This window comes from Enterobacter cloacae complex sp. ECL352 (assembly GCF_020149545.1).
Classification (GTDB): Bacteria; Pseudomonadota; Gammaproteobacteria; order Enterobacterales; family Enterobacteriaceae; genus Enterobacter; species Enterobacter asburiae_B.
Map to the genome: position 1 here is coordinate 1120282 of NZ_CP083709.1, position 23254 is coordinate 1143535.

16 protein-coding genes are annotated in these 23254 nt (G+C 57.3%); 4 read left to right on the forward strand and 12 right to left on the reverse strand.

What is annotated here, in order from left to right; translation table 11 throughout:
• Positions 1-73: 73 nt before the first annotated feature.
• Genes xseA through LBF07_RS05395 form a run of 3 tightly spaced genes read left to right on the forward strand, consistent with a single transcriptional unit; the run spans position 74 to position 2876 of the window.
• The gene (gene xseA / locus LBF07_RS05385) at positions 74-1447 is read left to right on the forward strand and encodes an exodeoxyribonuclease VII large subunit (RefSeq protein WP_094934600.1); all 1374 of its coding nucleotides are present in this window, start codon (positions 74-76) and stop codon (positions 1445-1447) included.
• A 58-nt stretch (positions 1448-1505) separates the two neighbouring features.
• Complete coding sequence (locus LBF07_RS05390) at positions 1506-2525, forward strand: M4 family metallopeptidase (protein ID WP_033146197.1); 1020 nt, start codon at positions 1506-1508, stop codon at positions 2523-2525.
• Positions 2526-2876 (forward strand): protealysin inhibitor emfourin, encoded by a 351-nt coding sequence (locus tag LBF07_RS05395; protein WP_094934601.1) that lies wholly within the window; start codon positions 2526-2528, stop codon positions 2874-2876.
• On the opposite strand, the gene LBF07_RS05400 is transcribed toward LBF07_RS05395, so the two are convergent.
• From LBF07_RS05400 to LBF07_RS05455, 12 genes are all read right to left on the reverse strand, one after another.
• A complete protein-coding gene (locus LBF07_RS05400; RefSeq protein ID WP_023308796.1) occupies positions 2873-3094 on the reverse strand; it encodes a zinc ribbon domain-containing protein in 222 nt (73 codons plus the stop codon). The genes LBF07_RS05395 and LBF07_RS05400 overlap by 4 nt on opposite strands.
• A gap of 58 nt (positions 3095-3152) precedes the next feature.
• Positions 3153-4694 carry a peptide MFS transporter gene (locus LBF07_RS05405; RefSeq protein ID WP_023308797.1) on the reverse strand — a complete coding sequence of 514 codons (1542 nt, stop codon included), beginning with the start codon at positions 4692-4694 and terminating at the stop codon, positions 3153-3155.
• Positions 4695-4994: 300 nt separating this feature from the next.
• Positions 4995-6467: a ribosome biogenesis GTPase Der gene (der, locus tag LBF07_RS05410; RefSeq protein WP_023308811.1), complete on the reverse strand. Its 1473-nt coding sequence runs from the start codon at positions 6465-6467 to the stop codon at positions 4995-4997.
• A gap of 112 nt (positions 6468-6579) precedes the next feature.
• Positions 6580-7758 (reverse strand): outer membrane protein assembly factor BamB, encoded by a 1179-nt coding sequence (gene bamB / locus LBF07_RS05415; protein ID WP_094934602.1) that lies wholly within the window; start codon positions 7756-7758, stop codon positions 6580-6582.
• Between the two features lie 10 nt (positions 7759-7768).
• Positions 7769-8389: a YfgM family protein gene (locus tag LBF07_RS05420; protein ID WP_033146211.1), complete on the reverse strand. Its 621-nt coding sequence runs from the start codon at positions 8387-8389 to the stop codon at positions 7769-7771.
• Positions 8390-8402: 13 nt separating this feature from the next.
• Positions 8403-9677, reverse strand: a complete 1275-nt coding sequence (gene hisS / locus LBF07_RS05425; RefSeq protein ID WP_032622984.1) for a histidine--tRNA ligase — start codon at positions 9675-9677, stop codon at positions 8403-8405.
• An 80-nt stretch (positions 9678-9757) separates the two neighbouring features.
• Positions 9758-10876: a flavodoxin-dependent (E)-4-hydroxy-3-methylbut-2-enyl-diphosphate synthase gene (gene ispG / locus LBF07_RS05430; protein WP_023308814.1), complete on the reverse strand. Its 1119-nt coding sequence runs from the start codon at positions 10874-10876 to the stop codon at positions 9758-9760.
• A gap of 26 nt (positions 10877-10902) precedes the next feature.
• Positions 10903-11916, reverse strand: coding sequence for a cytoskeleton protein RodZ (gene rodZ, locus LBF07_RS05435; protein ID WP_094934603.1), 1014 nt, complete (start codon positions 11914-11916; stop codon positions 10903-10905).
• 293 nt (positions 11917-12209) lie between these two features.
• Complete coding sequence (locus tag LBF07_RS05440) at positions 12210-13376, reverse strand: bifunctional tRNA (adenosine(37)-C2)-methyltransferase TrmG/ribosomal RNA large subunit methyltransferase RlmN (protein ID WP_014171168.1); 1167 nt, start codon at positions 13374-13376, stop codon at positions 12210-12212.
• 169 nt (positions 13377-13545) lie between these two features.
• Complete coding sequence (gene ndk / locus LBF07_RS05445; RefSeq protein WP_003860625.1) at positions 13546-13977, reverse strand: nucleoside-diphosphate kinase; 432 nt, start codon at positions 13975-13977, stop codon at positions 13546-13548.
• A gap of 156 nt (positions 13978-14133) precedes the next feature.
• Positions 14134-16458, reverse strand: coding sequence for a peptidoglycan glycosyltransferase PbpC (gene pbpC, locus LBF07_RS05450; protein WP_094934604.1), 2325 nt, complete (start codon positions 16456-16458; stop codon positions 14134-14136).
• A 1-nt stretch (position 16459) separates the two neighbouring features.
• Positions 16460-21412: an alpha-2-macroglobulin gene (locus LBF07_RS05455; RefSeq protein ID WP_094934605.1), complete on the reverse strand. Its 4953-nt coding sequence runs from the start codon at positions 21410-21412 to the stop codon at positions 16460-16462.
• Between the two features lie 286 nt (positions 21413-21698).
• Between LBF07_RS05455 and LBF07_RS05460 the strand changes: the two genes are divergently transcribed.
• Positions 21699-23243 carry a PTS transporter subunit EIIC gene (locus tag LBF07_RS05460; protein WP_094934606.1) on the forward strand — a complete coding sequence of 515 codons (1545 nt, stop codon included), beginning with the start codon at positions 21699-21701 and terminating at the stop codon, positions 23241-23243.
• Positions 23244-23254: the final 11 nt, after the last annotated feature.

Below are 23254 nucleotides of genomic sequence, written 5' to 3' on the forward strand. Positions count from 1 at the left end.
AAGCTTGCGATTGCCTCTCAGCAGGTTACTATCGACTGAATAACTTGCTGATTTAGAATTTGATCCCGCTCACATGTTATCCTCTCAATCTCCCTCAATTTATACCGTCAGCCGCCTGAATCAGACGGTGCGTTTGCTGCTTGAGCAGGAAATGGGGCAGGTCTGGATCAGCGGTGAGATCTCTAACTTCACGCAGCCGTCCTCCGGTCACTGGTACTTTACCTTAAAAGACGACACCGCCCAGGTGCGCTGCGCGATGTTCCGCAACAGCAACCGTCGCGTGACGTTTCGTCCTCAGCACGGCCAGCAGGTTCTGGTTCGCGCCAATATCACTCTGTATGAGCCGCGCGGCGATTATCAGATCATCGTCGAGAGCATGCAGCCTGCGGGCGAAGGCCTGCTGCAGCAGAAGTATGAACAGCTAAAAGCCCGGCTCTCTGCCGAGGGGCTGTTCGACCAGCAGTATAAAAAACCGCTGCCCTCCCCTGCCCACTGCGTTGGGGTGATCACCTCGAAAACCGGTGCGGCACTGCACGATATTTTGCACGTGCTGAAGCGTCGCGACCCTTCCCTGCCCGTCATCATCTACCCGACCGCCGTTCAGGGTGACGATGCGCCGGGCCAGATAGTTCGCGCCATTGAGCTGGCGAACGCCCGTCAGGAGTGCGACGTATTAATCGTCGGGCGCGGCGGCGGCTCGCTGGAAGACTTGTGGAGCTTTAACGACGAGCGCGTGGCGCGGGCAATCTTTGCAAGCCTTATCCCCGTGGTGAGCGCCGTCGGCCACGAAACTGACGTAACGATAGCCGATTTTGTCGCGGACCTGCGCGCGCCTACGCCGTCCGCGGCGGCGGAAGTGGTCAGCCGCAACCAGCTGGAGCTGCTGCGTCAGATTCAGAACGGCCAGCAGCGCCTTGAGATGGCGATGGACTACTTCCTTGCCAACCGTACCCGCCGCTTTACCCAGCTTCATCATCGTCTTCAGCAGCAGCACCCGCAGCTGCGTCTGGCGCGTCAGCAGACCGTGCTGGAGCGCCTGCGTCAGCGCATGAACGTTGCAGTGGACGCGCAGCTTAAGCGCGCGGTATCGCGCCAGCAGCGCGTGACGCAGCGCCTGAACCAGCAGAACCCGCAGCCGAAAATTTATCGCACGCAAACGCGGATCCAGCAGCTGGAGTATCGTCTGGCGGAGACAATCCGGGCGCGGCTGAGCGCCACCCGCGAACGTTTTGGCAATACGGTGACCCATCTTGAAGCGGTCAGCCCCCTCTCCACGCTGGCGCGCGGCTATAGCGTGACGACGGCGACGGACGGCAAAGTGCTGAAGCAGACCAAACAGGTGAATACCGGCGATGTGCTGACGACGCGTCTTTCCGACGGCTGGGTAGAAAGCGAAGTGAAATCAATTAAACCGGTGAAAAAAACGCGTCAGCGTAAAACCGGATAATTCCTCGCCGGTTACTTACTATACTGCTGCTATTCCCTTTTTTAATAAGGAGAGCAGCATGCCCCATCTTCATAGCGTTATTCCACCTTATATTCTTCGTCGTATTATCGAAAGCGGTTCCGAGCCGCAGCAGCGCTGTGCCCGTCAGACCTTAACCCACGTCCAGACGCTGATGGCCCACATGCCCGGCAAACCCGCCGCGCCGCACGTGAATAAAGCCGGACAGCTGGAGCGCGATATTTACGACGCGAAGCAAACCCAGGAGCTGCCGGGTACCCAGGTGCGTTACGAAGGCCAGCCATCGAACGGCGATGTGGCGGTGGATGAAGCCTACGATTATTTAGGTATTACCCATGATTTCTTCTGGAAAGAATATCAGCGCGATTCGCTCGATAATAAAGGGCTTATTTTGACCGGCACCGTTCACTATGGCCGGGAATATCAGAACGCCTTCTGGAACGGTCAGCAGATGGTATTTGGCGACGGCGACGGGGAAATATTTAACCGCTTTACCATCGCCATCGACGTGGTGGCGCACGAGCTGAGCCACGGCGTGACCGAGACCGAAGCCGGGCTTATCTATTTTGAACAGTCGGGCGCGCTGAACGAGTCTCTGTCGGACGTGTTTGGCTCGCTGGTTAAACAGTACCATCTGAAGCAAACCGCAGATAAGGCTGACTGGCTCATTGGTGAAGGGTTGTTGGCGAAAGGGATTAACGGCAAAGGGCTGCGCTCAATGTCTGAACCCGGCACCGCCTATGACGATCCCCTGCTCGGCAAAGACCCGCAGCCTGCGCACATGAAAGACTTCATTAAAACGCGCGAGGATAACGGCGGCGTGCACCTGAACTCCGGCATCCCCAACCGGGCATTTTATCTGGCCGCTACGGCGATCGGCGGCTACGCCTGGGAAAAAGCGGGTTATGCCTGGTACGACACGGTTTGCGATCGCAAACTGGCGCAGGATGCGGATTTTGAGGCCTTCGCAAAGCTGACGATCGCGCACGGAGAGAAACGCTCCGGCAGCGACGCTGGTGCGGCCATTAAACAAGCCTGGGAACAGGTGGGAGTGTTGTAAATGCAGGTTCCGGAACTGACGGATGACGCCGTGGTTGAGCTGGCCCGGGAAGGCGGCGTCGCTTTTATTCCCAAGCTGAGCGGACAGCGCACCATCGCGCTCTCCTCGCTCAATGAGGCCCAGCGCCAGCGCCTGGTGAGCATCCTGGAGCAGGCTTTTCCACGCGGTCTGCCGCCGGGGCAAGCCTCTTCACCCGGCAGCGGCGACCAGCGCTATTTCCGCATCCAGATTATCTGGACCGGGCAAAATCAGGCGCACTACGCCGATATCATCGTGCTGGTACCCGAGCAGGAAGCCCCCGAGTCGCTGGTCGAGCTGTGGCAGAAAGGCGAAGGCTGCGTCTGCGATTAACCTTCGGCCCGAACAAACTCCACGCGTTTTTTAGAGATAAGACCGTGGCCGTTCTGGCAGAAATAGTCCACCGCACCGCAGGCTTTTAATACCTGGAGCGGCTGATGGCACTCCGGGCAGCGGGCTTCAAGCGCAATATCTTTATTACAGCTGTCGCAGTGCGCTACCCCGTTCTGGGGCTCCAGCGGTGCCTGGCATTCCGGGCAGGTAATCGACATATTCTCTCCTGTTGGGTTTTACCGGGACAGGATAACTGCCCCGGTAGGCTGAACATTATCAGGCTTCAGCTGCCGGTTTAGTCTGCGCATTTTCCAGCATGCGGCGCACCGGAACAATAAGGACGATCAGTACCGCGGCACAAATCAGCAGCGCGATGGAGCAGCGAGCAAAGAGATCCGGCAGCATATCCAGCTGGTCGGCCTTCACGTGACCGCCAATCAGGCCCGCCGCCAGGTTACCCAGCGCGCTGGCGCAGAACCACAGCCCCATCATCTGGCCGCGCATTCTTTCCGGCGCAAGCAGCGTCATGGTCGCCAGGCCAATCGGACTCAGGCACAGTTCGCCGAGCGTCAGCATCAGGATGCTGCCCACCAGCCAGAACGGCGACACGCCCGCTCCACCGCTGCTCAGCACGTTCTGTGCCGCCAGCATCATCAGGCCAAAGCCTGCCGCCGCGCACAGAATACCAATAACAAACTTGGTGATGCTGCTCGGGCGAATGTTTTTGCTCGCGAGCTTCGGCCATGCCCAGCTAAACACCGGTGCCAGCAGGATGATGAACAGGGCGTTGATTGACTGGAACCACACCGCCGGGATTTCAAAATCACCAATCATGCGGTTAGTGTAGTCGTTGGCAAACAGGTTGAACGAGGTTGGCTTCTGCTCAAACGCGGACCAGAAGAACGCCGCTGAAATCAGCAGAATAAAGCAGACCAACAGCCTGGCGCGCTCTTTACGGTTCAGCCCCGCAAAGACAAACAGATAAATAAAGTAGAGGGCAACGGACGCCGCAATCACGTAGACCAGCACGCTGGCTACCGCGACCGGGTTAATCACAATCACGCCCTGCGCAATCAGCGTCACGATCGTTGCCACGCCTGCCGCCAGTGCCAGCAGCCAAACGCCCACGCCGTTACGCTTCACCACCGGGCTGTTCCAGGTAGAGTCGAGGCCGACTTCGCCGTCATAGCGTTTCATTGCCGGAACGGCAAACACGCGGAAGATAATCAGCGCCACCAGCATCCCGATACCGCCTATACCAAAGCCCCAGTGCCAGCCGTGGGTTTTGATCAGCCAGCCGGAAATCAGCGGCGCGATAAACGAGCCCATGTTGATGCCCATATAGAACAGCGAGAAACCGCCGTCACGACGCGCGTCGCCTTTTTTATACAGGGTGCCGACCATCACCGAGATACAGGTTTTGAACAGCCCGGAGCCAAGCACGATGAACATAAGGCCGATAAAGAACAGGTTGTTCCCCATCACCGCAGAGAGCGCGATCGACAGGTGGCCGAGCGCAATCAGGATCGAACCGTACCAGACGGCTCTCTGCTGACCGAGCCAGTTATCGGCCAGCCACCCACCCGGCAGCGCGGCCAGGTACATGGTACCGGCAAAGATGCCGACAATCGCCGAGGCGTTTTCACGCGCCAGGCCCATCCCGCCGTCATAGACGGTGGCGGCCATAAACAGGATCAGTAACGGACGAATGCCGTAAAACGAGAAGCGCTCCCACATCTCGGTGAAGAACAGGGAACCGAGCGGATACGGATGGCCGAAGAACGTTCGGCTCTCTTTTTGATTAACAGTGGATTGCATAATTCTCCCGAAAGGTATGTCGTCGTGCTTGTAAACACCAGCAGGTACGCCGGCCAGTTACGTATCTGGCCGATTTTTTACATGCGGCGAAAAGTTAGTTAACCATTTGATAACCAGGCGCTAGTTTTGTCTAGTACCAGACCCTGGACTTTAAGATGAAAATTCGACGATTGTCTACTTTCTTAGATTTAAACTTGGTTAAAAGTGAATAGTGATTGACTTCACACAGAGAAAACCGGCGGTATGATTTGGCAAAAAAAAGCCCGCGATAAACGCGGGCTTTCGTGAGGCAGGTAAAGATTATTTGCTTTTCTTAATGTGCTTAATCAAGCGCTTACGCTTACGCATCTGGTTTGGCGTCAGGGTGTTGCGCTTGTTGGCAAACGGGTTTTCCCCTTCCTTGAACTGGATACGGATAGGCGTGCCCATTACGTCCAGCGATTTACGGAAGTAGTTCATCAGATAGCGCTTGTAGGAATCCGGCAGGTCTTTCACCTGGTTGCCGTGAATTACTACGATTGGCGGGTTGTAACCACCGGCGTGGGCATATTTCAGCTTCACGCGACGGCCGCGCACCAGCGGCGGCTGATGGTCTTCAGCAGCCATATTCATGATGCGGGTCAGCATCGCGGTGCTCTGACGACGGGTGGAGCTGTCGTACGCTTCACGCACGGATTCGAACAGGTTACCCACCCCGCTGCCGTGCAGCGCAGAGATAAAGTGCACGCGGGCGAAGTCGATAAAGCCCAGACGGAAGTCGAGGGTCTCTTTCACCTGCTCGCGCACTTCATTGCTCAGGCCATCCCACTTGTTGACCACGATAACCAGTGAGCGCCCACTATTGAGGATAAAGCCGAGCAGAGAGAGATCCTGATCGGAGATACCTTCGCGTGCGTCGATGACCAGCAGCACTACGTTGGCATCTTCGATCGCCTGCAGGGTTTTGATAACGGAGAATTTTTCCACCACATCGGTGATTTTCCCGCGCTTACGCACCCCGGCGGTGTCGATGAGGACATACTCGCGCTCGTCGCGCTGCATAGGAATGTAGATACTGTCACGGGTGGTGCCCGGCATGTCGTAAACGACCACGCGCTCTTCACCCAGAATACGGTTAGTAAGCGTAGACTTACCTACGTTTGGACGACCCACGATGGCCAGCTTGATCGGCAGATCCTGCGGGTTGAAGTCGTCTTCAGGCTCTTCTTCGCCCTCTTCTCCGTCTTCAAACTGCGCCCAGTATTCAGCGTCTTCGTCCACTTCTTCCGGCGGGTTTACTTCGTCAACCCACGGCAGCAGAACGGTTTCCAGCAGGCTGGTGACGCCACGGCCATGCGATGCCGCAATCGGGTAGATTTCACCCAGACCCAGAGACCAGAAATCCGCGACGGCCTGATCGGCATCGATGCCGTCAGTTTTGTTCGCCACCAGGAAGGTCGGCTTTTCGCGTGAACGCAGGTGTTTGGCAATAGCGGAGTCCGCCGGCATCAGGCCAGCGCGCGCATCCACCATAAACAGCACCACATCCGCCTCTTCAATCGCTAGCAGCGACTGTTCCGCCATGCGGGTTTCAACGCCGTCTTCTGTGCCGTCAATACCACCGGTATCAATACAGATGAACTCGCGTCCTTCCACCTCTGCACGACCGTACTTACGGTCACGCGTCAGCCCCGGGAAATCCGCAACCAGCGCATCACGGGTGCGTGTTAAACGGTTAAAAAGAGTGGATTTTCCAACGTTAGGGCGCCCGACAAGCGCGACCACAGGTACCATGTTTGAAGCCTCATAAAATTCAAAATAACGTCGCTTTCGCGGCGTTTTTAAAAATGTCAAAACGGCTCCTGAGTGAACAGGAGCCGTTTAGTATACTACAACCGCCGGGTAATTAACGCGTGATCGCGTACAGCGTGCCGTCTTTTGCCTGAATCAGCAGTTTGCCGTCGGCCACAACCGGATCGGTCAGGAAGCCAGAGCTGTCGACTTTTTGCTGTGCAACAAAGCGGCCGTTATCCGGATCGATCCAGTGCATATACCCTTCGCTGTCGCCAACCACCAGGCTACCGTTGTACAGCGCAGGCGAGGTCAGCAGACGGTGCAGCAGATCGCTTTGCGTCCACAGCGTCACGCCGCCTTCGGTGCTCAGCGCCAGCAGACGGTCGTTCTGATCAACCATATAGATGCGGTTGCCCTCAACGATGAAATCGTTCACAGAGCCCAGCTCACGTTTCCACATGATCTGGCCGCTGCGCAGATCCAGCGCGGTCAGGTTGCCGTTATAGGCCAGCGCGTAAACCACACCGTTAACGATGACCGGCGTTGTGTCTACGTCGCTCAGACGGTCAATTTCCGTTGAGCCGGTGGCCTGAGAGATACGCTGCTGCCAGATCATCTGACCCTGCTGCATCAGCACGGCGCTCACGCGACCGTTGTCACCGCCCACAATGGCAGCACCAAATGCGGTAGCCGGTGCTGATTCACCGCGCAGAGAGAGCGCAGGCATATCCAGGTTAACGGTCCATTTCACCAGACCGTCAGCTTCGTTCAGCGCCTGCAGCTGGCCGTTGCTGGTATGAATCAGCACCAGACCGTCGCTCACCACCGGACGAGACAGGGATTCACCCGCTACGGTTGTTTGCCAGGCAATAGAGCCGTCGCTGCTGTTCAGCGCATAAACCTGCGCTTTTTCGCTGCCCACGTAAACATGGCCACCGGCAACGGTCAGACCGCCAGAGAGCAGTGCAGGTTTACGGGAGAACCAGCCGTCTTTTTCCGCCAGGTTAACGGACCATACTTCTTTCCCGTCATCGACGTTCACCGCTTTCACGGTACCTTTGCGGTCAGCGGCATAGACAACGCTGTCTGCATACGCAGGATGAAGGTTGGAATAGAAATCACCAATCCCATTGCCCACGGAGACATCCCACGCGGTGGATGGGGTAAACTGGTTTTCAACCGTCGGCAGTGGGGACATTTTCACAACGTCTTCTTCGCCACTGAACAGTGAACAACCACTCAATAACGTAACAGAAAGCAGTCCTGGCAGAAGTAATTTACGCAATTGCATCGGGTCCCTCTCAGACGGACAAATTATTTATTTTCATCTGCATCATTTCGCTCAGCGCAGGTGAAGCATTGCTCTCGACGCCAGCTTGCCACGCTTTACGCGCGCCCGCTTTGTCACCTTTGCTCAGCAGTGCTTCACCGCGCAGATCGGCAACGATGGCAGCAAAACCTTCGCCTTTGATGGTATCGAGCGTTTTCAGCGCATCGTCAGCTTTTTTCTGCTGAACCTGAATACGTGCCAGGCGCAGATTGATCACCGCTTTCAGGTTCTCATCGCTTGCCGCAGCAAGGCTCTGAGAGAGCTGTGCAGCGGCTTTATCCAGTTCGTTCTTATCAACGTACTGCTGAGCCACTTCCAGCGCAGCCAGTGCACCGTAGGTGTTTTTGTTGTCAGCCGCAAATTTTTCTGCCGCCGTCAGCGTTTGCGGCTGATCGGCACGAATTGCGCTCACGGTATTTTCATAGGACAGGGACGCGCCGCGCGCGGAATCTGCCTGATGATTGTTCCAGTAACGCCAGCCCACCAGCGCACCGACACCTAAAATAACCCCAACAACCAGCGCTTTGCCGTTTTCAACAAAGAAGCGCTTAATCGCGTCGACCTGATCGTGTTCGTTCTCGTAAATTTCCACGCAGTCCTTCTCCTTAGCCCAATAGAGTGCGCAAGTGCGCCGCAACGCCGTCCTGCGTTACCGTTGTCTGCTCACCAGAGCGCAGGTCCTTCACCACCACTTCGCCGTTAGCCACTTCGGACTCGCCCAGCACCAGTGCAATACTTGCGCCCCACTTATCGGCACGAGCAAACTGTTTTTTAAAGTTGCCGCCGCCATGGTTGGTCATCAGCTTAACGCCCGGCAGCGCATCGCGCACGCGTTCGGCAAGCTGCATCGCCGCAGACTGCGTTTCCGCGCCTGAAGCCACCAGGTATATATCGACAACGGAATCTGCTTTAAATTCCGGATTAACTGCCTGAACCAGCAAAACAAGTCGCTCAAGGCCCATCGCGAAGCCAACAGCAGGGGCTGCGCGACCGCCAAGCTGCTCAACCAGACCGTCATAACGGCCGCCCGCACATACGGTGCCCTGAGAACCGAGGCTGGTGGTCACCCACTCAAACACGGTGCGGTTGTAGTAGTCCAGACCGCGCACCAGGCGCTGATTCACGGTATAGGCGATGCCTGCCGCTTCAAGCAGCTTGCACAGGCCCGCGAAGTGTTCGCGAGATTCTTCATCCAGGTAGTCACCGAGCGCAGGCGCATCGTTCAGCAGTGCCTGAACATCCGCGTTTTTGGAATCCAGAACGCGCAGCGGGTTACTGTACATGCGACGTTTGCAGTCTTCGTCCAGCTTCTCTTTATGCTGTTCCAGGAACGCAACCAGCGCATCGCGGTAGTTAGCGCGAGCTTCCAGAGAACCGATAGAGTTCAGCTCAAGGGAAACGTGATCGGCGATACCGAGCGCACGCCACCAGCGGGCGGTCAGCATAATCAGTTCGGCGTCGATGTCCGGGCCCTGCAGACCAAAGACTTCCACACCCAGCTGATTGAACTGGCGATAACGACCTTTCTGAGGACGTTCGTGGCGGAACATCGGGCCGATATACCACAGGCGCTGCTCCTGATTGTACAGAAGACCATGTTCGATGCCGGCGCGTACGCAGCCCGCCGTACCTTCCGGACGCAGGGTCAGGCTGTCGCCGTTGCGGTCCTCAAAGGTGTACATCTCTTTTTCAACCACGTCGGTGACTTCACCGATCGCGCGTTTGAATAACGGGGTCTGCTCTACAATCGGCAAACGGATTTCGCTGTAACCGTAGCTGCCGAGCACCTGCTTCAGTGTGCCTTCAATGCGCTGCCAGATGGCGGTTTCGCCAGGCAGATAATCGTTCATGCCGCGGATGGCTTGAATGTTTTTTGCCACGTTTATTCTCTTTCTATATACAAAAAAAACCCAAAGAATGGGTTCAATCATACATGGGAAGCGGCACGCTTCCCATCACGTTATTTTTCAACCTGCTGAACGCTGATACGCTGTGTTTCGTCCATCATGGCGGCTTTGGCGCGGATGCGGGCTTCAAGCTGGTCGATCATGTCGCTATTATCCAGACGATCTTTACGAACGCCATCTTCATAGAGACCACTTTTCTTGTTACCGCCGGTTACGCCCAGGGTTGACACCAGTGCTTCACCCGGACCGTTTACCACGCAGCCGATGATGGAGACGTCCATCGGGGTGATAATGTCTTCCAGACGCTGCTCCAGGGCATTCACCGTCCCGATCACATCAAACTCCTGACGCGAGCAGGTTGGGCAGGCAATGAAGTTGATCCCACGCGCGCGAATGCGCAGCGACTTCAGGATATCGAAACCGACTTTGATCTCTTCGACCGGATCGGCCGCCAGCGAGACGCGCAGGGTGTCACCGATCCCTTCAGAGAGCAGCAGCCCCAGACCGATCGCAGATTTTACAGAGCCGCTGCGCAGGCCGCCCGCTTCGGTTATCCCGAGGTGCAGAGGCTGGTCGATCTGTTTTGCCAGCAGACGATAAGACTCCACCGCCAGGAACACGTCGGACGCTTTTACGCTGACTTTGAACTGATCGAAGTTAAGACGATCGAGATGATCGACATGACGCATCGCGGATTCGAGCAGCGCCTGTGGCGTCGGCTCGCCGTATTTTTCCTGCAGGTCTTTTTCCAGGGAACCGGCGTTAACGCCGATACGGATAGGAATATTTTTATCGCGGGCGCAGTCCACTACCATGCGGATACGCTCTTCGTTACCGATGTTGCCCGGGTTAATGCGCAGGCAATCGACGCCGTATTCGGCCACTTTCAGTGCGATGCGGTAGTCGAAGTGGATATCAGCCACCAGCGGAACGCTGACCTGCTGTTTGATCAGTTTGAACGCCTCAGCGGCATCCATGGTCGGGACGGAGACGCGAACAATGTCCGCGCCTACACGTTCTAATGCTTTGATTTGATTGACCGTCGCTTCTACATCGGTAGTGCGCGTGTTGGTCATCGACTGAACGGCGATAGGTGCCCCATCGCCGATTGGCACATTCCCAACGTAAATCCGTTTCGATTTTCTACGTTGAATCGGAGCCTGGTTATGCATGAAAAATCTCCCGCGTTGCCCGTCTGTTACTGTGCTGCTGATTGTTCGGCATTAACGGTAAGACGTGCAACCTGGTTAGTTCTGATAAAGCGGCTCAGGTCGACAGGTTTTCCTTGATACTGGATCTGTACCGCTGCCGGAGCGCCGATTTTAAGTTTATAGGGAGCCTGGCCGGTTAGGTTTAACGTGCCATCTTTACGCTGCAGGCCGCTGAACAGTTTTTTACCTGTCGCGTCAGTCACTTCCAGCCAGCAGTCGGCGCTGAAGTTCATCACCAGCGCGTTGGGATCGGCTGCTGTTGCCGTACCCGCCGGGTTGGTTGGCAGAGACGCTGCGCTATTGTCTGCAGGCTGAGTAGCCGCAGGCACGTTCGCTGCAGTATCAACATTCGCCTGAGAAGGGGCAACAACCGCATTTTGATCCTGAGCCTGCGGCGCAGCGGTGTTAGCCGTTGCTGACGGAGCCTGTGCTGCATCGGTCGCCGACGCGTCTGGCGCTGCGGTCTGTGGCTCGCTTGAGGACGCTGCACCGTCGGTATTCAGCGGCACGTTCTGGGCATTCTCACTTCCGGCCTGGTTGAGTTCAGCAGAGGATTGATCGGCCATGGTGGTGATCTCTTCCTGCTGGGCTTTGTGGTTTTGCCACCACCATGCGCCCGTCAGGCCAATCACCACAAACAGCACCAGCCAGGTAAAGCTCATCAGCCAGCCATCGCGTTTTTTACGACGTTTCCCCAGGGAGAAGGTCTGCATCGGCGCAACTTTTGCTGCACGGACCGGTGCCTGCTTCTCCATCATTGGCAGTAATTCATTTTCGGGGATATGGACCAGTTTTGCGTAAGAGCGGATATAACCGCGCAAGAACGTTGAAGCCAGATCGGCAGGCGCCTTATCTTCTTCAATATCGCGAACCGTGGAAACCTTCAGGCACAAGCGTTCCGCAACGGCTTGCTGGCTGAGTCCGAGTTGTTCACGGGCGTTGCGAAGACGAACGCCAGTGGAAAGTGCTTCATGTTGGTCGTGAGTGGCTTCAGTATTCATTCGCTACAACTACTGGTACGTGAAAAATAAGGGTTCAGGTGCCGGTGAGTCACAATGCCACCCGCACCGCGAAACTTCTGGTCAGTTAACCTTGAACAGAGAGTATAAGACTGTCAGCCCGGAGATGACAGTACAGCCCTGCCCGTACGGCTAAACTGTTGTTACGTCGTTACATACTGCCCGAAAGTCGGATGAAACGCACCGTAATTATTGTTCAGTCATAACGAATCTGACTGATTATTCAGTAAGACCAGGCTTCACGGCGCAGATAATGCGCCGTGAGTGCATAATAATCAAACAGCTTTAACCGCGATCGTCTCGCCCTGCATGCGTTTACGCAGGGTACGTTTGGTACGGTCAATAACATCACCTGCCAGCTGTCCGCATGCTGCATCAATGTCATCACCACGGGTTTTACGCACGATGGTGGTGAAACCATACTCCATCAGCACCTTGGAGAAACGGTCGATACGGCTGTTCGAGCTACGGCCATACGGCGCGCCCGGGAACGGGTTCCATGGGATCAGGTTGATTTTGCATGGCGTATCTTTCAGCAGTTCAGCCAGCTGATGCGCATGTTCGGTACCGTCGTTGACGTGGTCAAGCATCACGTACTCGATTGTGACGCGGCCCTGGTTGGCGTTGGATTTCTCCAGATAGCGACGCACCGCAGCGAGGAAGGTTTCGATATTGTACTTTTTGTTGATCGGCACAATTTCGTCACGAATTTCGTCGTTTGGTGCATGCAGGGAGATCGCCAGCGCAACGTCAATCATGTCGCCCAGCTTGTCCAGCGCAGGCACAACGCCTGAGGTAGACAGCGTTACGCGACGCTTGGACAGACCAAAACCGAAGTCATCCAGCATGATTTCCATCGCCGGAACGACGTTGGTCAGGTTCAGCAGCGGCTCACCCATCCCCATCATCACCACGTTGGTGATAGGACGCGTACCGGTTACTTTTGCCGCACCGACGATTTTCGCGGCACGCCAGACCTGGCCGATAATTTCTGACACCCGCAGGTTACGGTTAAAGCCTTGCTGCGCGGTTGAGCAGAATTTGCACTCCAGCGCACAACCTACCTGAGAGGAGACACACAGCGTGGCGCGGTCTTCTTCCGGGATGTAGACGGTCTCAACGCGCTGATCGCCGACCGCAATCGCCCATTTGATGGTGCCATCCGCTGAGCGCTGCTCTTCCACCACTTCCGGTGCGCGGATTTCAGCCACTTCCTTGAGCTTGTTGCGCAGGACCTTGTTGATGTCAGTCATGTCATCAAAATTGTCGCTGCAGTAATGGTACATCCACTTCATGACCTGATCGGCACGAAACGGCTTTTCGCCCATCTCTTTAAAGAACTCGCGCATCTGCTGACGGTTCAGATCCAGCAGGTTGATTTTTCCATTTTTATTGGGAACCGCAGGAATGGCGACTTCGGAGGTATTCACTAATTCAGACATAATATTTTCCGGCCTCGTTGTTACACGTTATGGCCCATGGAGGGTTGAATAGAAACGCCCCGGAAAGCAGTCTGCTCGTCCGGGGCGTTGCATTGTACAAAGTCTGGCGCAGGGATGCCACGTCTGGACGCGGCATTTACGAAAATAATGTGTAAACGAAACCGTTAAATTAACGGGTGCGTGGACACACTTCGCCTTCTGCGAAGAAGAAAGCGATTTCGCGTGCAGCAGATTCAACAGAGTCAGAACCGTGGGTACCGTTCTCGGTGAAGCTGTCCGCATAGTCAGCGCGCAGAGTACCTGCCAGCGCGTTGTCCGGGTTGGTTGCGCCCAGCAGGTCACGGTGACGCTGTACTGCGTTTTCGCCTTCCAGCACGGATACCACGATTGGACCGGAGGTCATGAACTCAACCAGGCCGTCAAAGAATGGGCGACCTTCGTGCTCAGCGTAGAAACCGCGAGCCTGCTCAACGGTCAGGTGCAGCATTTTGGTGCCAACAATTTTGAACCCTGCAGATTCAAAGCGAGCGAAGATGCTGCCAATAACGTTTTTTGCCACCGCGTTTGGTTTGATGATGGAAAAAGTACGTTCAATAGCCATGATAACCTCTGTCAATGTTCTGTTGTTTTGCATACCTGAGTATGGTGTGGCGCGGATTATAATGAGCAATAGCGCCATTGCCTATGGATTCAGGTAACATTTTTTTAAAATAAGACGAGTTTTAGCAACAGCTCACATCAGAAAGCTATTTTCAGGTCACTGCAGCGTAAAATTCACCGTCGCGACCTGACCGGTCTCATCCATAACGAGCAACTGATAATCGCCCGATTTATCAAGCTGTAATGTGTAAACTCTTCCCTTCACATTCAGCGGTTCACCGTTCAAAAACCACCAGCGCTCGCCGCTATTGCCGGTCGCCTGAAGCGGCAGCGAAACGCGGGATTCGCCCGGCAGACGTTTGATGACGGCCCCTTCACGCACGCCTGTCAGGATGAGTGGCGCAGGTGCGTCCTGCGACAGCGGAGGACAGGTGGTTGAGGAAGGAGGGACCCGTACCGCGCGACGCTCGGTCGCCGGCAGCCACGGCTCCAGCGGCAGCGGCCAGACATCCAGGACTTTTTCAGTTGCATCAGGGCAATCTGCCGCCACGCGTTTACCCGTTTTATCCAGCCAGACCGGGAAACGAATGCCGCGTATCCCTTCCTGTTCGGGCAATAGCAGCGTGGGCGGTTCACTCCCTTCCAGCAGCCAGGTCGACAGGCGACGCCGACAGTTTTCACTTCCTTCCGGCAGCGACTGGCCGCCCGGCCAGCAGATCACGCCCCGCCCGACGCTCTCCGGACGCGGGTCGCGCGGCAGGCGGGCTTCGTCTACCGTTGAGCGTGACTGAAGCAGGTTATTGACCTGATTTAAGAGTGGAACTGCGCTGGCGAAACCAAATTGCCCCGCTACGGGCGTGCCGTCCGGTCGTCCTGTCCAGATGCCTATTACGTAGCGGGCATTCAGACCAATGGCCCATGCATCACGGTAGCCGTAGCTGGTGCCGGTTTTCCACGCCAGCGGCGCGATCTGCGGTAACGCATTATCCGGGAGCGGCTGCGCCTCGTTCGCCAGAATACGGCGAATAATCCACGCCGAGCCTTGCGACAGCAGCGGACGTTCAATGAGCGGATCGCCCGGCTGTAACCGCAGCCTTCCCGCCTTACCGTGTCGGGCAAACGCGCTGTAGGCCGCTGTGATATCCGCCAGCCGGGCGCCTGCCCCGCCGAGGATCAGGGACAGATTCGGCTGCGCCCCGGCAGGCAGGATCAGCGGCAAGCCTGCGTTGCTCAGCATCCCGGCAAAACGTTTTGGCCCGTAGGCTTCCAGTACCTGTACCGCGGGAAGGTTGAGGGAGCGCACCAGCGCTTCACTCATGCTGACCGGTCCGTGGAACCCACTGTCAAAATTCCCGGGGCGATAATCACCGGTTTTTCTGGGAACGTCCTGGAGCAGCGAGGCGGGATGGATCAGGCCATCATCCAGCGCCATACCGTAAATAAAGGGCTTTAACACCGATCCGGGGGATCGGATCGCATTGACCATATCCACGTGGCTAAAACGCGTGTCATCGTTAATATCCACCGAGCCGACCCAGCCGCGCACTTTCATATCGGTGTGATCCACGACGATCATCGCCAGCGAGCTGCGTGCCGGCAGGCGAGATTTCCAGTTCATCGCCAGCTCTTCCAGCTGCCGCTGCAGTCCGGCATCCAGCGTGGTGACAATTTTTGCGTCGCGGCTTTTGCCGAGCATCATGCGCGCAAAGAGCGGCGCCAGCTGCGGCATCTGTCGGGGCGCCAGCCATACCGATTCTTCCCGTGATTCTTTGACCTGCTTCGCGGACCAGACGCCCTGCGTTACCATGCGGTCGAGCACTTTGTTGCGCGCCGCTTCTGCCCGTTCAGGCCATCGGTCCGGACGCAAGCGGCTGGGTGCCTGCGGCAGTACCGCCAGCAGCGCCGCTTCGGAATAGCTGAGCTGCGACGGCGGTTTGCCGAGATAGGTCCAGCTTGCCGCCCCGACGCCCTGCAGCGTGCCGCCAAACGGAGCGCGGTTGAGGTAAAGGGTGAGAATGTCGCGTTTGGAAAGATGCCACTCCAGCTGCATCGCCCGCCAGAGTTGACGAACTTTGCCGCCAAAGGTGCGCGGATGCGGGTCCAGCAGGCGTGCCACCTGCATGGTGAGCGTGCTTCCACCAGAGACGACTTTGCCAGAACTGAGATCCTGCCAGGCAGCGCGCAGGACAGAGAGCGGGTTTACGCCTGGGTGATCCCAGAACCAGCGATCTTCATACTGGATCAGCGCCTCAAGGTAGCGGGGAGAGACCTCTTCAATGGTAACCGGGTAGCGCCAGATCCCGTCGCTATCGGCAAAACGCCAGAGCGGCGTGCCCTTCTCATCTACCACCACCCGGGCGGGATTAACCTCTTTCAGAGGCAACGGCCACAGGCGGTCGGCGGCGACAATCAGCCCCCATAAAATGAGAAGCGCTCCCGCCAGCCATAGCCAGCGGGAGCGTGTCAGACGTGCCATTCGCATATTACGGAACAACAATCAGCGGGCCGCTGGCCGCCCCCGTTGCCCGCCACTGCGGAACGTACATAGACTCCACCATCGGGACCGGCACCTGATAGGTTCCCGGCGTCACGGCGCGGGCCAGATAAACCAGCGTGACCGGCTGACCTTCGTTTACCGGCACGGCAGCCACAAAGCGGTCGTCGCGGAACTCCATATGCTGAATATCCGCCTGCTGCATCTGGCTGAGCAGGTTCTGAACCTCACTGCCGCTGTCCTGCAGGCTGGCGCTGCTGCTCGCCAGGTTCTGGTTTTCGAGCTCCAGACCCGCAGGGAGCAGATCCACCACCAGCGCATCCGGCACGTTCTGGCTGGCTTTAACGTCCAGCCACACCAGCACCAGCTCACCGCTCTTCAGCGAGGAGAGCGATTTACTGCTGCCGTCGGTTGCCAGGATATGACGTTCAACCTGCAGCACGTTCGAGCTCGGCTGAGGGGCATATTCCGGATAACCGATGCTGTCCAGGCGTACCCACAGCGGCGCTGTACCGGTGTTAGTCACCTGCAGCGCGCCAAGCTGGTCGCCGCTCACGTTTTGCACCAGTGACTTATCGCCGCCTGATGCGGCCTCAGACAGCGAAGTTTTCGCCTGCCACGTACCAGACAGGGTTTGCAGCGAGCGTCCGGCCAGGAACAGCGCATTGCTCTCCTGCGTTGACAGCCAGCGCTGGCTGAAGGCCTGTTCAGACAGAGCATTCAGCAGCGTATTTTGCGCATCCGGCAGCAGCTTGTACTCCTCCAGAAGAGAGAGCATCAGCGCGTTATCGCGAAGCTGGCTGCCGTAATCGGCCATCCAGTTTTTGCTGTCGTTGCGCGGGGTTTTGAGCGCCAGATCCAGCGCCTGCTGGCTGCGCGGCGCATCGCCCATCAGTTTGAGCGCCATGCCCAGCTGCATCAGCGGCAGCCCGGAAGCCGCCTGCCCGTGGCGATCCCAGATTTCACGCAGCGCGCCCAGCGGCGCTTTTTGCTGACGTGCCAGCACCAGCGCGGCATAGGCCTGCACGGCAAACTTGCTGGCCTGAGTATCGTCGCTGTAGCGAATGGACATCATGCCCGGATCCTGCAGGTAGCGCAGCAGGCGGTTATTGGCGTTATTCACCGCATCGACGGGTACGCTGTAACCCTGCTCGCCCGCGCGCACCAGAAAGTCGGTCACGTAGGCCGTCAGCCAGTACTCTTCCGGACCGTTTTTATCCCACAGCGCAAAACCACCGTCTTCACGCTGCATCTGCAGCAGACGGGAGATGCCAATATCAATCGCTGCACGGCGCTTGTCATCGGTGTCGCCCTTGATGCCAAGTGCAGTCAGCTGCGCCGCGTTGGTGTAGAGCGACGGGAACAGGCCACTGGTGGTCTGTTCCAGGCAGCCATACGGATACGCCTGCAGCTCGCGAATATAGCGCGCCAGGTTAAGCGGTGGTTTGCCGCTCAGCAGCAGTTGTCCCTGCAGGGTAGCAGGAGAGAAACCGTTACTATGCTGCGCCGGTGCGGTCCAGGACTCACCGGGGTTCAGCATGGCACCGGTATTCACCGTCTGCGCCGGGAATGCCGGCCGCACGCCGATTTTCCAGCTCTTCTGCTGCGGTGCGAAAGTCTCGCCCGGAAGTTGCAGGCCCGTAACCTGTGCTGTCACCTCACCATCACCATAACCGTCCAGCGCTCGCACCGGAATAAACAGGGTACTGCGCGCGCCAGGAGACAACTGAACCGGCTGCGGCTGCGAGCCTTCCAGCGACAGTTTTCCTGTCGCGGTCAGGGCGACATTCAGCGTTTGCGGCTTGTCCGTCAGGTTGGTGAGGTCCAGCGTCAGCCGTGAGGTGTCCCCGCTTGCCAGGAAGCGCGGCGTGTTAAGCTCGGTAATGACCGGCGCAGCCACCACAACCTTGCTTTCGCTGCTGCCGAAATCGTCTTCCGTCCAGGCCTGCGCCATCAGACGCAGCTCGCCGTTGAAATCACCAATCGGCAGCGTAATCGTGCCTTCTCCGTTGGCATCCAGCGTAACCGGCTGTGCCTGCTGGGCAATAATGGTGACGTGGTTCACCGGCGGCTTACCGCCGCGCTTCAGCTCATCACCGTCACCACCAAAGCGCAGCGCGGCCAGGCGGCCCTGCCCTTCGATGACCTGGCCGTAGATATCGTAGATATCCGCGCCGTAGCGTTTCTGACCGAAGAAAGCCTGCCACGGATCGGGCGTAACGTAATCGGTGATGTTCAGCACGCCGCTGTCAACCGCCGAGACCAGTACGTTCACTTTCTGCGGAACCGCACCCTCTTTCACGCTGGCTTTCACCTTCACAGAGAGCGTCTGGTTTGGACGCATTTTCTGCGGGTTATCGAGCGCAATGTTCAGACGACGATTTTCATCGCCCATCGGCAGATGCAGCAGGCCGACCGCGCGTTTCGGCGTGGCGGATTTCGATTTATCCCCAGGACGAACCACCAGCGTACTCAGGTAGAGATCGTGACGTTTCCAGGCTTTGTCGACCGGGATAGCGAGATCAAGCCCGTTTGCCGGTACGTCGATCTCTTTCCACCACAGCGGCCCTTCGCTGGACTCGATCATCGCATAGCCCTTACCTGCTGCCGGCGCTGCAATGTGCAGGTTAATGGTATCGCCTGGCTGATAGGCTGGCTTATCCAGTTTCAGCGTCACGCGGTCAGGACGTGCAGCCCCGGTGCCGTCGCTGTTATCCTGCCAGCTGTAGCCTGCCCAGAAGCGCACGCTGCTGACCATCTCATCAGGCGCTTTAACCTCCAGACGGTATGAGCCCCACTCCACCGGGAAGGTGACTTTACCCGTCTCGTCGGCCTTGAGAGTCAGCTCCTGCTCGCCTTCAACCAGATCTTTCTGATCGAACTGAGACTGCCAGCCTTCGCTCTCAGACCAGTTCCAGAAGTAGTCGCGGCGCTCACGGATCAGGCGTACCTGTAAACCGGAAACCGCCTTTTTCGCTCCGCTGGCATCGGCATAAACGATGTCGAAGCTGGCGTTGCCGTTCTCGTCAACAATCGGTTGGTTGACGGTGGTATCGGTGCGGTAGTCGTAAACGGCTTTACTGGCGAACTGAGGGCGGATACCCGGCAGCTCAGCCGCTGGCCAGATGGCCTGCTCAGCGCGACGCGTCACCGGACGGCCGCCGGACTCCAGCAGGCTGGCCTGCAGAATCAGCTGCAGAGGAGAATGCACCTCTTTCCACTGGCTTTCGGTGGTTACCTGCCCACGCCCCTGCTCATCCAGCGTAAGCTGAACTTCATCCAGACTGCGGCTCAGGTTCTCCTCAGCGATATCGCCAAACTGGAAGCCCGGCAGCGCAGCCACCGCGTCACGCAGCGGACGCAGGAAAAGCTGGCCCTGCAGAGAATTACCGTTGGCCGGTGCGCCATACAGGTAATAGCCCACCACGTTAAAGTCCACGTTATCCTGCGGTGAAACCGGCGTTTTTTGTCCGCTCAGGTTGAGCGCCATACGCTCGGGCATGAAGTCTTCGACGTGGAAGTCCCACAGGCGCTGCAGGTTATCGCCCGTGTTGGCGCGGATATGCCACATACCGGTCTGCGCTCCGCTGTCCAGCGGATAGTTAAAGCGATAGAGCCCGTTCTCTGGCTTGACGACAATCGTACGCGCGACCTGTCCATCCGGGCGCAGCACGTCAAGCTTCACGGGCTGATCGGGAAGCGGCTTACCGTCACTGTCGCGCAGTAAGCCGTTGAGGATCACCGTTTCACCCGGACGATAGAGATCGCGCGGGCCAAACATAAAGAATTGCTTGCTGTAGCCGGGGCTACCGGCAATATCGAACTCCGCCAGATCCAGCGCCGGAAGCTTGAGGTCAAGCAGCGTGGTCTGGCCGTCTTTGCTCGCCAGAATCAGCGCGGCTTCTTTGTCCGTTTCAAGCTTCGCATGACCGTCGGCATCGCTCTTCGCCTCGGCGAGAGTCTGGCCTTTATCGTTCAGCAGCGTGACGGCCACGCCGGACTGCGCCGCACCGTTTTCCAGACTCTGAGTGAAGATATCCAGGCGGTTATGGTAACGGTGAGCGGACAGGCCAATATCGCTTAGGGTAAAGAGCGTTGCGGCATTGCTGTAGTTATAGTGCCCAGCCTGGTTCATGACCGCGATATAAACGCCAGACTGCTGGAGCGGTTTAATATCCTTCAGGGGCAACAGCAATTTTTCGCGCGTGTTGCGCGCCGGATTAAGATCGAATCGACCGGTGTAAACCAGCTCCGCCATCTTCAGCAGGTTATCGGATTCCCAGTTGGTCAGCGAGTTACGGTACTCCCACTGGCTGACAAGGGAGGCCAGCGATTCCGGCTTCACGCGGTAAAAGTTGACATCAACATTGTTGACGTTGAGCGCCATCACCGGCAGACCTTCCACCACTTTGCCCGGCAGCAGCGAGCCGCGGCTGGCAAAACCAACGGTGGGTTCAATGTCCCGGGTAGTCAGGGCTTTTTCATAATCAATGCCGAACGTCGCCTTGTTCAGCGCCTGCAGGTCACGTTCAACGGTGACGACCAGGTTGCGGTTAGGCTCCAGATGACGCAGGCGAAGTTCTTTCAGGTTAGGCGCAAGTTCCCACGCCCCGTCAACCTTGCCGCTTTTCTTGTCCACGACATGCACCGTTTTGGCGAAATCCTGATCGGGATTCAGCGGAACAGAAAAGGTCAGCACCAGCGTGGCGGCACCGTCGAGCTGAACTTCAGAGGTATCCAGCAGCGTCAGCGCTTTTCCCTGAGTCTGGGCAGCCAGTTTAGCCAGCGTTTCAGCATTGGGCTTTTCTGCAGCTTTCGGTGTGGATGCGGTGGATGCCGCGGGAGCCGCAGCCTGAGTTTTATCGTCGCTGTTATCACAGCCGACAAGCGTAAACGTGGTGAGCAGCGCAAGAGAGAGCGCGGCTAAGCGAAACGGTTTCATCCTTTGTCCCTGGCCCATGGAGCCTGTTGGTCGTCGTCCGGATAAGTATTATCCGCAAGTTTCATTAATTCAAAAAGGCCAATTTTAAAATCTGGAAAGCGTCTCGCAGAACGGCATCACGCCGCTACGCCGTGATGGAACCGCGATCACAGCACATAACGTCACATGTTACCTTTCAAGTCATTTGTTTTTAAAACAAGAAGATAGCTGGCTAAGCTCGCCCGAAGGCTGCTAGTTTTATGACCATGACGCACCCCGAGTGCGCGGTTCAAAAAGAGAGAAAGCCATGAAACGAGCCGTGAACGCCCTACAAAATTTCGGAAAATCATTGTACGGACCGGTACTTATTTTACCGATCGTCGGTCTGTTTATCGCCTTTGGTAACGTGCTGGGTAACGGTAATCTCGCTGAATACCTGCCGTTTCTGGGCCATCCGCTGATTCAGCACCTTGGTCAGCTTATCGCGAAATCTGCCGTGTCGGTGCTGGTCAACCTGGCGCTGGTGTTTGCCGTCGGGATCCCGATTGGTCTGGCAACGCGTGATAAAGGCTATGCCGCGCTGATTGGTCTGGTGACCTTCGTCGTGTTCATCAACGCCATGAACGTCACGCTACAGCTGCAGGGCGCGCTGGCGCCAGCGGCCCAGATGAAAGCGGCCGGGCAGACCATGTTACTGGGCGTGCAGGTGCTGGAGATGGGCGTTTTTGCCGGGATCCTGACCGGGGCGCTCTCCGGATATCTGTACAACAAATACTCCAGCGTACAGTTTAACGGCGCGATGGCGATTTACTCCGGCCACTGTTTTGTCGCCATCGTCATGCTTCCCGTCTCCATGCTGCTCGGCGTGGTGATGAGTGAACTGTGGCCGTATGCCCAGCACGGCATTAGCGCCCTGGCGCTGGCCATCAAAGGCTCCGGGCCGTTTGGCGTGGCAATCTACGGTTTCCTGGAACGTATTCTGGTCCCCACCGGCCTGCACCATCTGGTTTATACCCCGTTCCTCTATACCGAGCTGGGCGGCACGCAGGAGGTGTGCGGCGCAACCTATCAGGGCGCACGCAATATCTATTTCGCCGAGATGGCCTGCCCGGACGTGAAGCAGCTCAGCAGCACCGTGGTGTGGGACGCGCGCGGCATCAGCAAGATGTTCGGCCTGCCTGCCGCAGCCCTGGCGATGTATATGACCGCAAAGCCGGAGCGTAAAGCCATTGCGAAAGCCATTCTGATCCCGGCGGCGCTGACCTCGCTGCTGGTCGGCGTAACCGAGCCGATTGAGTTCTCCTTCCTGTTCGTCGCTCCGCTGCTCTTCGTGGTGCACGCGGTGCTGACCGGCATCGGCATGATGCTGTTCTCGCTGCTGGGCGTTCACGCCATCGGCGCCAACGGAATTATCGACTTCATCCTCTACAACCTGCCGCTCGGCACGGAGAAGTCCAACTGGCCGATGTACATCGTGGTCGGGCTGATCATGTTCGCCCTCTACTTCGTGGTGTTCCGCTTCCTGATCCTGCGCTTCAACATGAAAACGCCGGGCCGTGAGGATGACGATCGGGAGACACGCCTCTACAGCAAGCAGGAGTACCAGGCGAAGGGCAATAACGACGGGCTGGGCGAATCCATCGTGACGGGTCTGGGCGGCCGGGAAAATATTGAGGTGGTGGACAACTGCTACACCCGCTTACGCGTCACGGTGAAGGACGTCGCCATTATCGACGAGCCGCGGCTCAAGGCGACCGGCGCGAAAGGGATTATCAAACAAGGTAACAACGTTCAGGTGGTCTACGGGCTGCACGTCAAAAAAATGCGAGAAGCCGTTGAGACGTTTCTCTGAAAGGAGCTAAA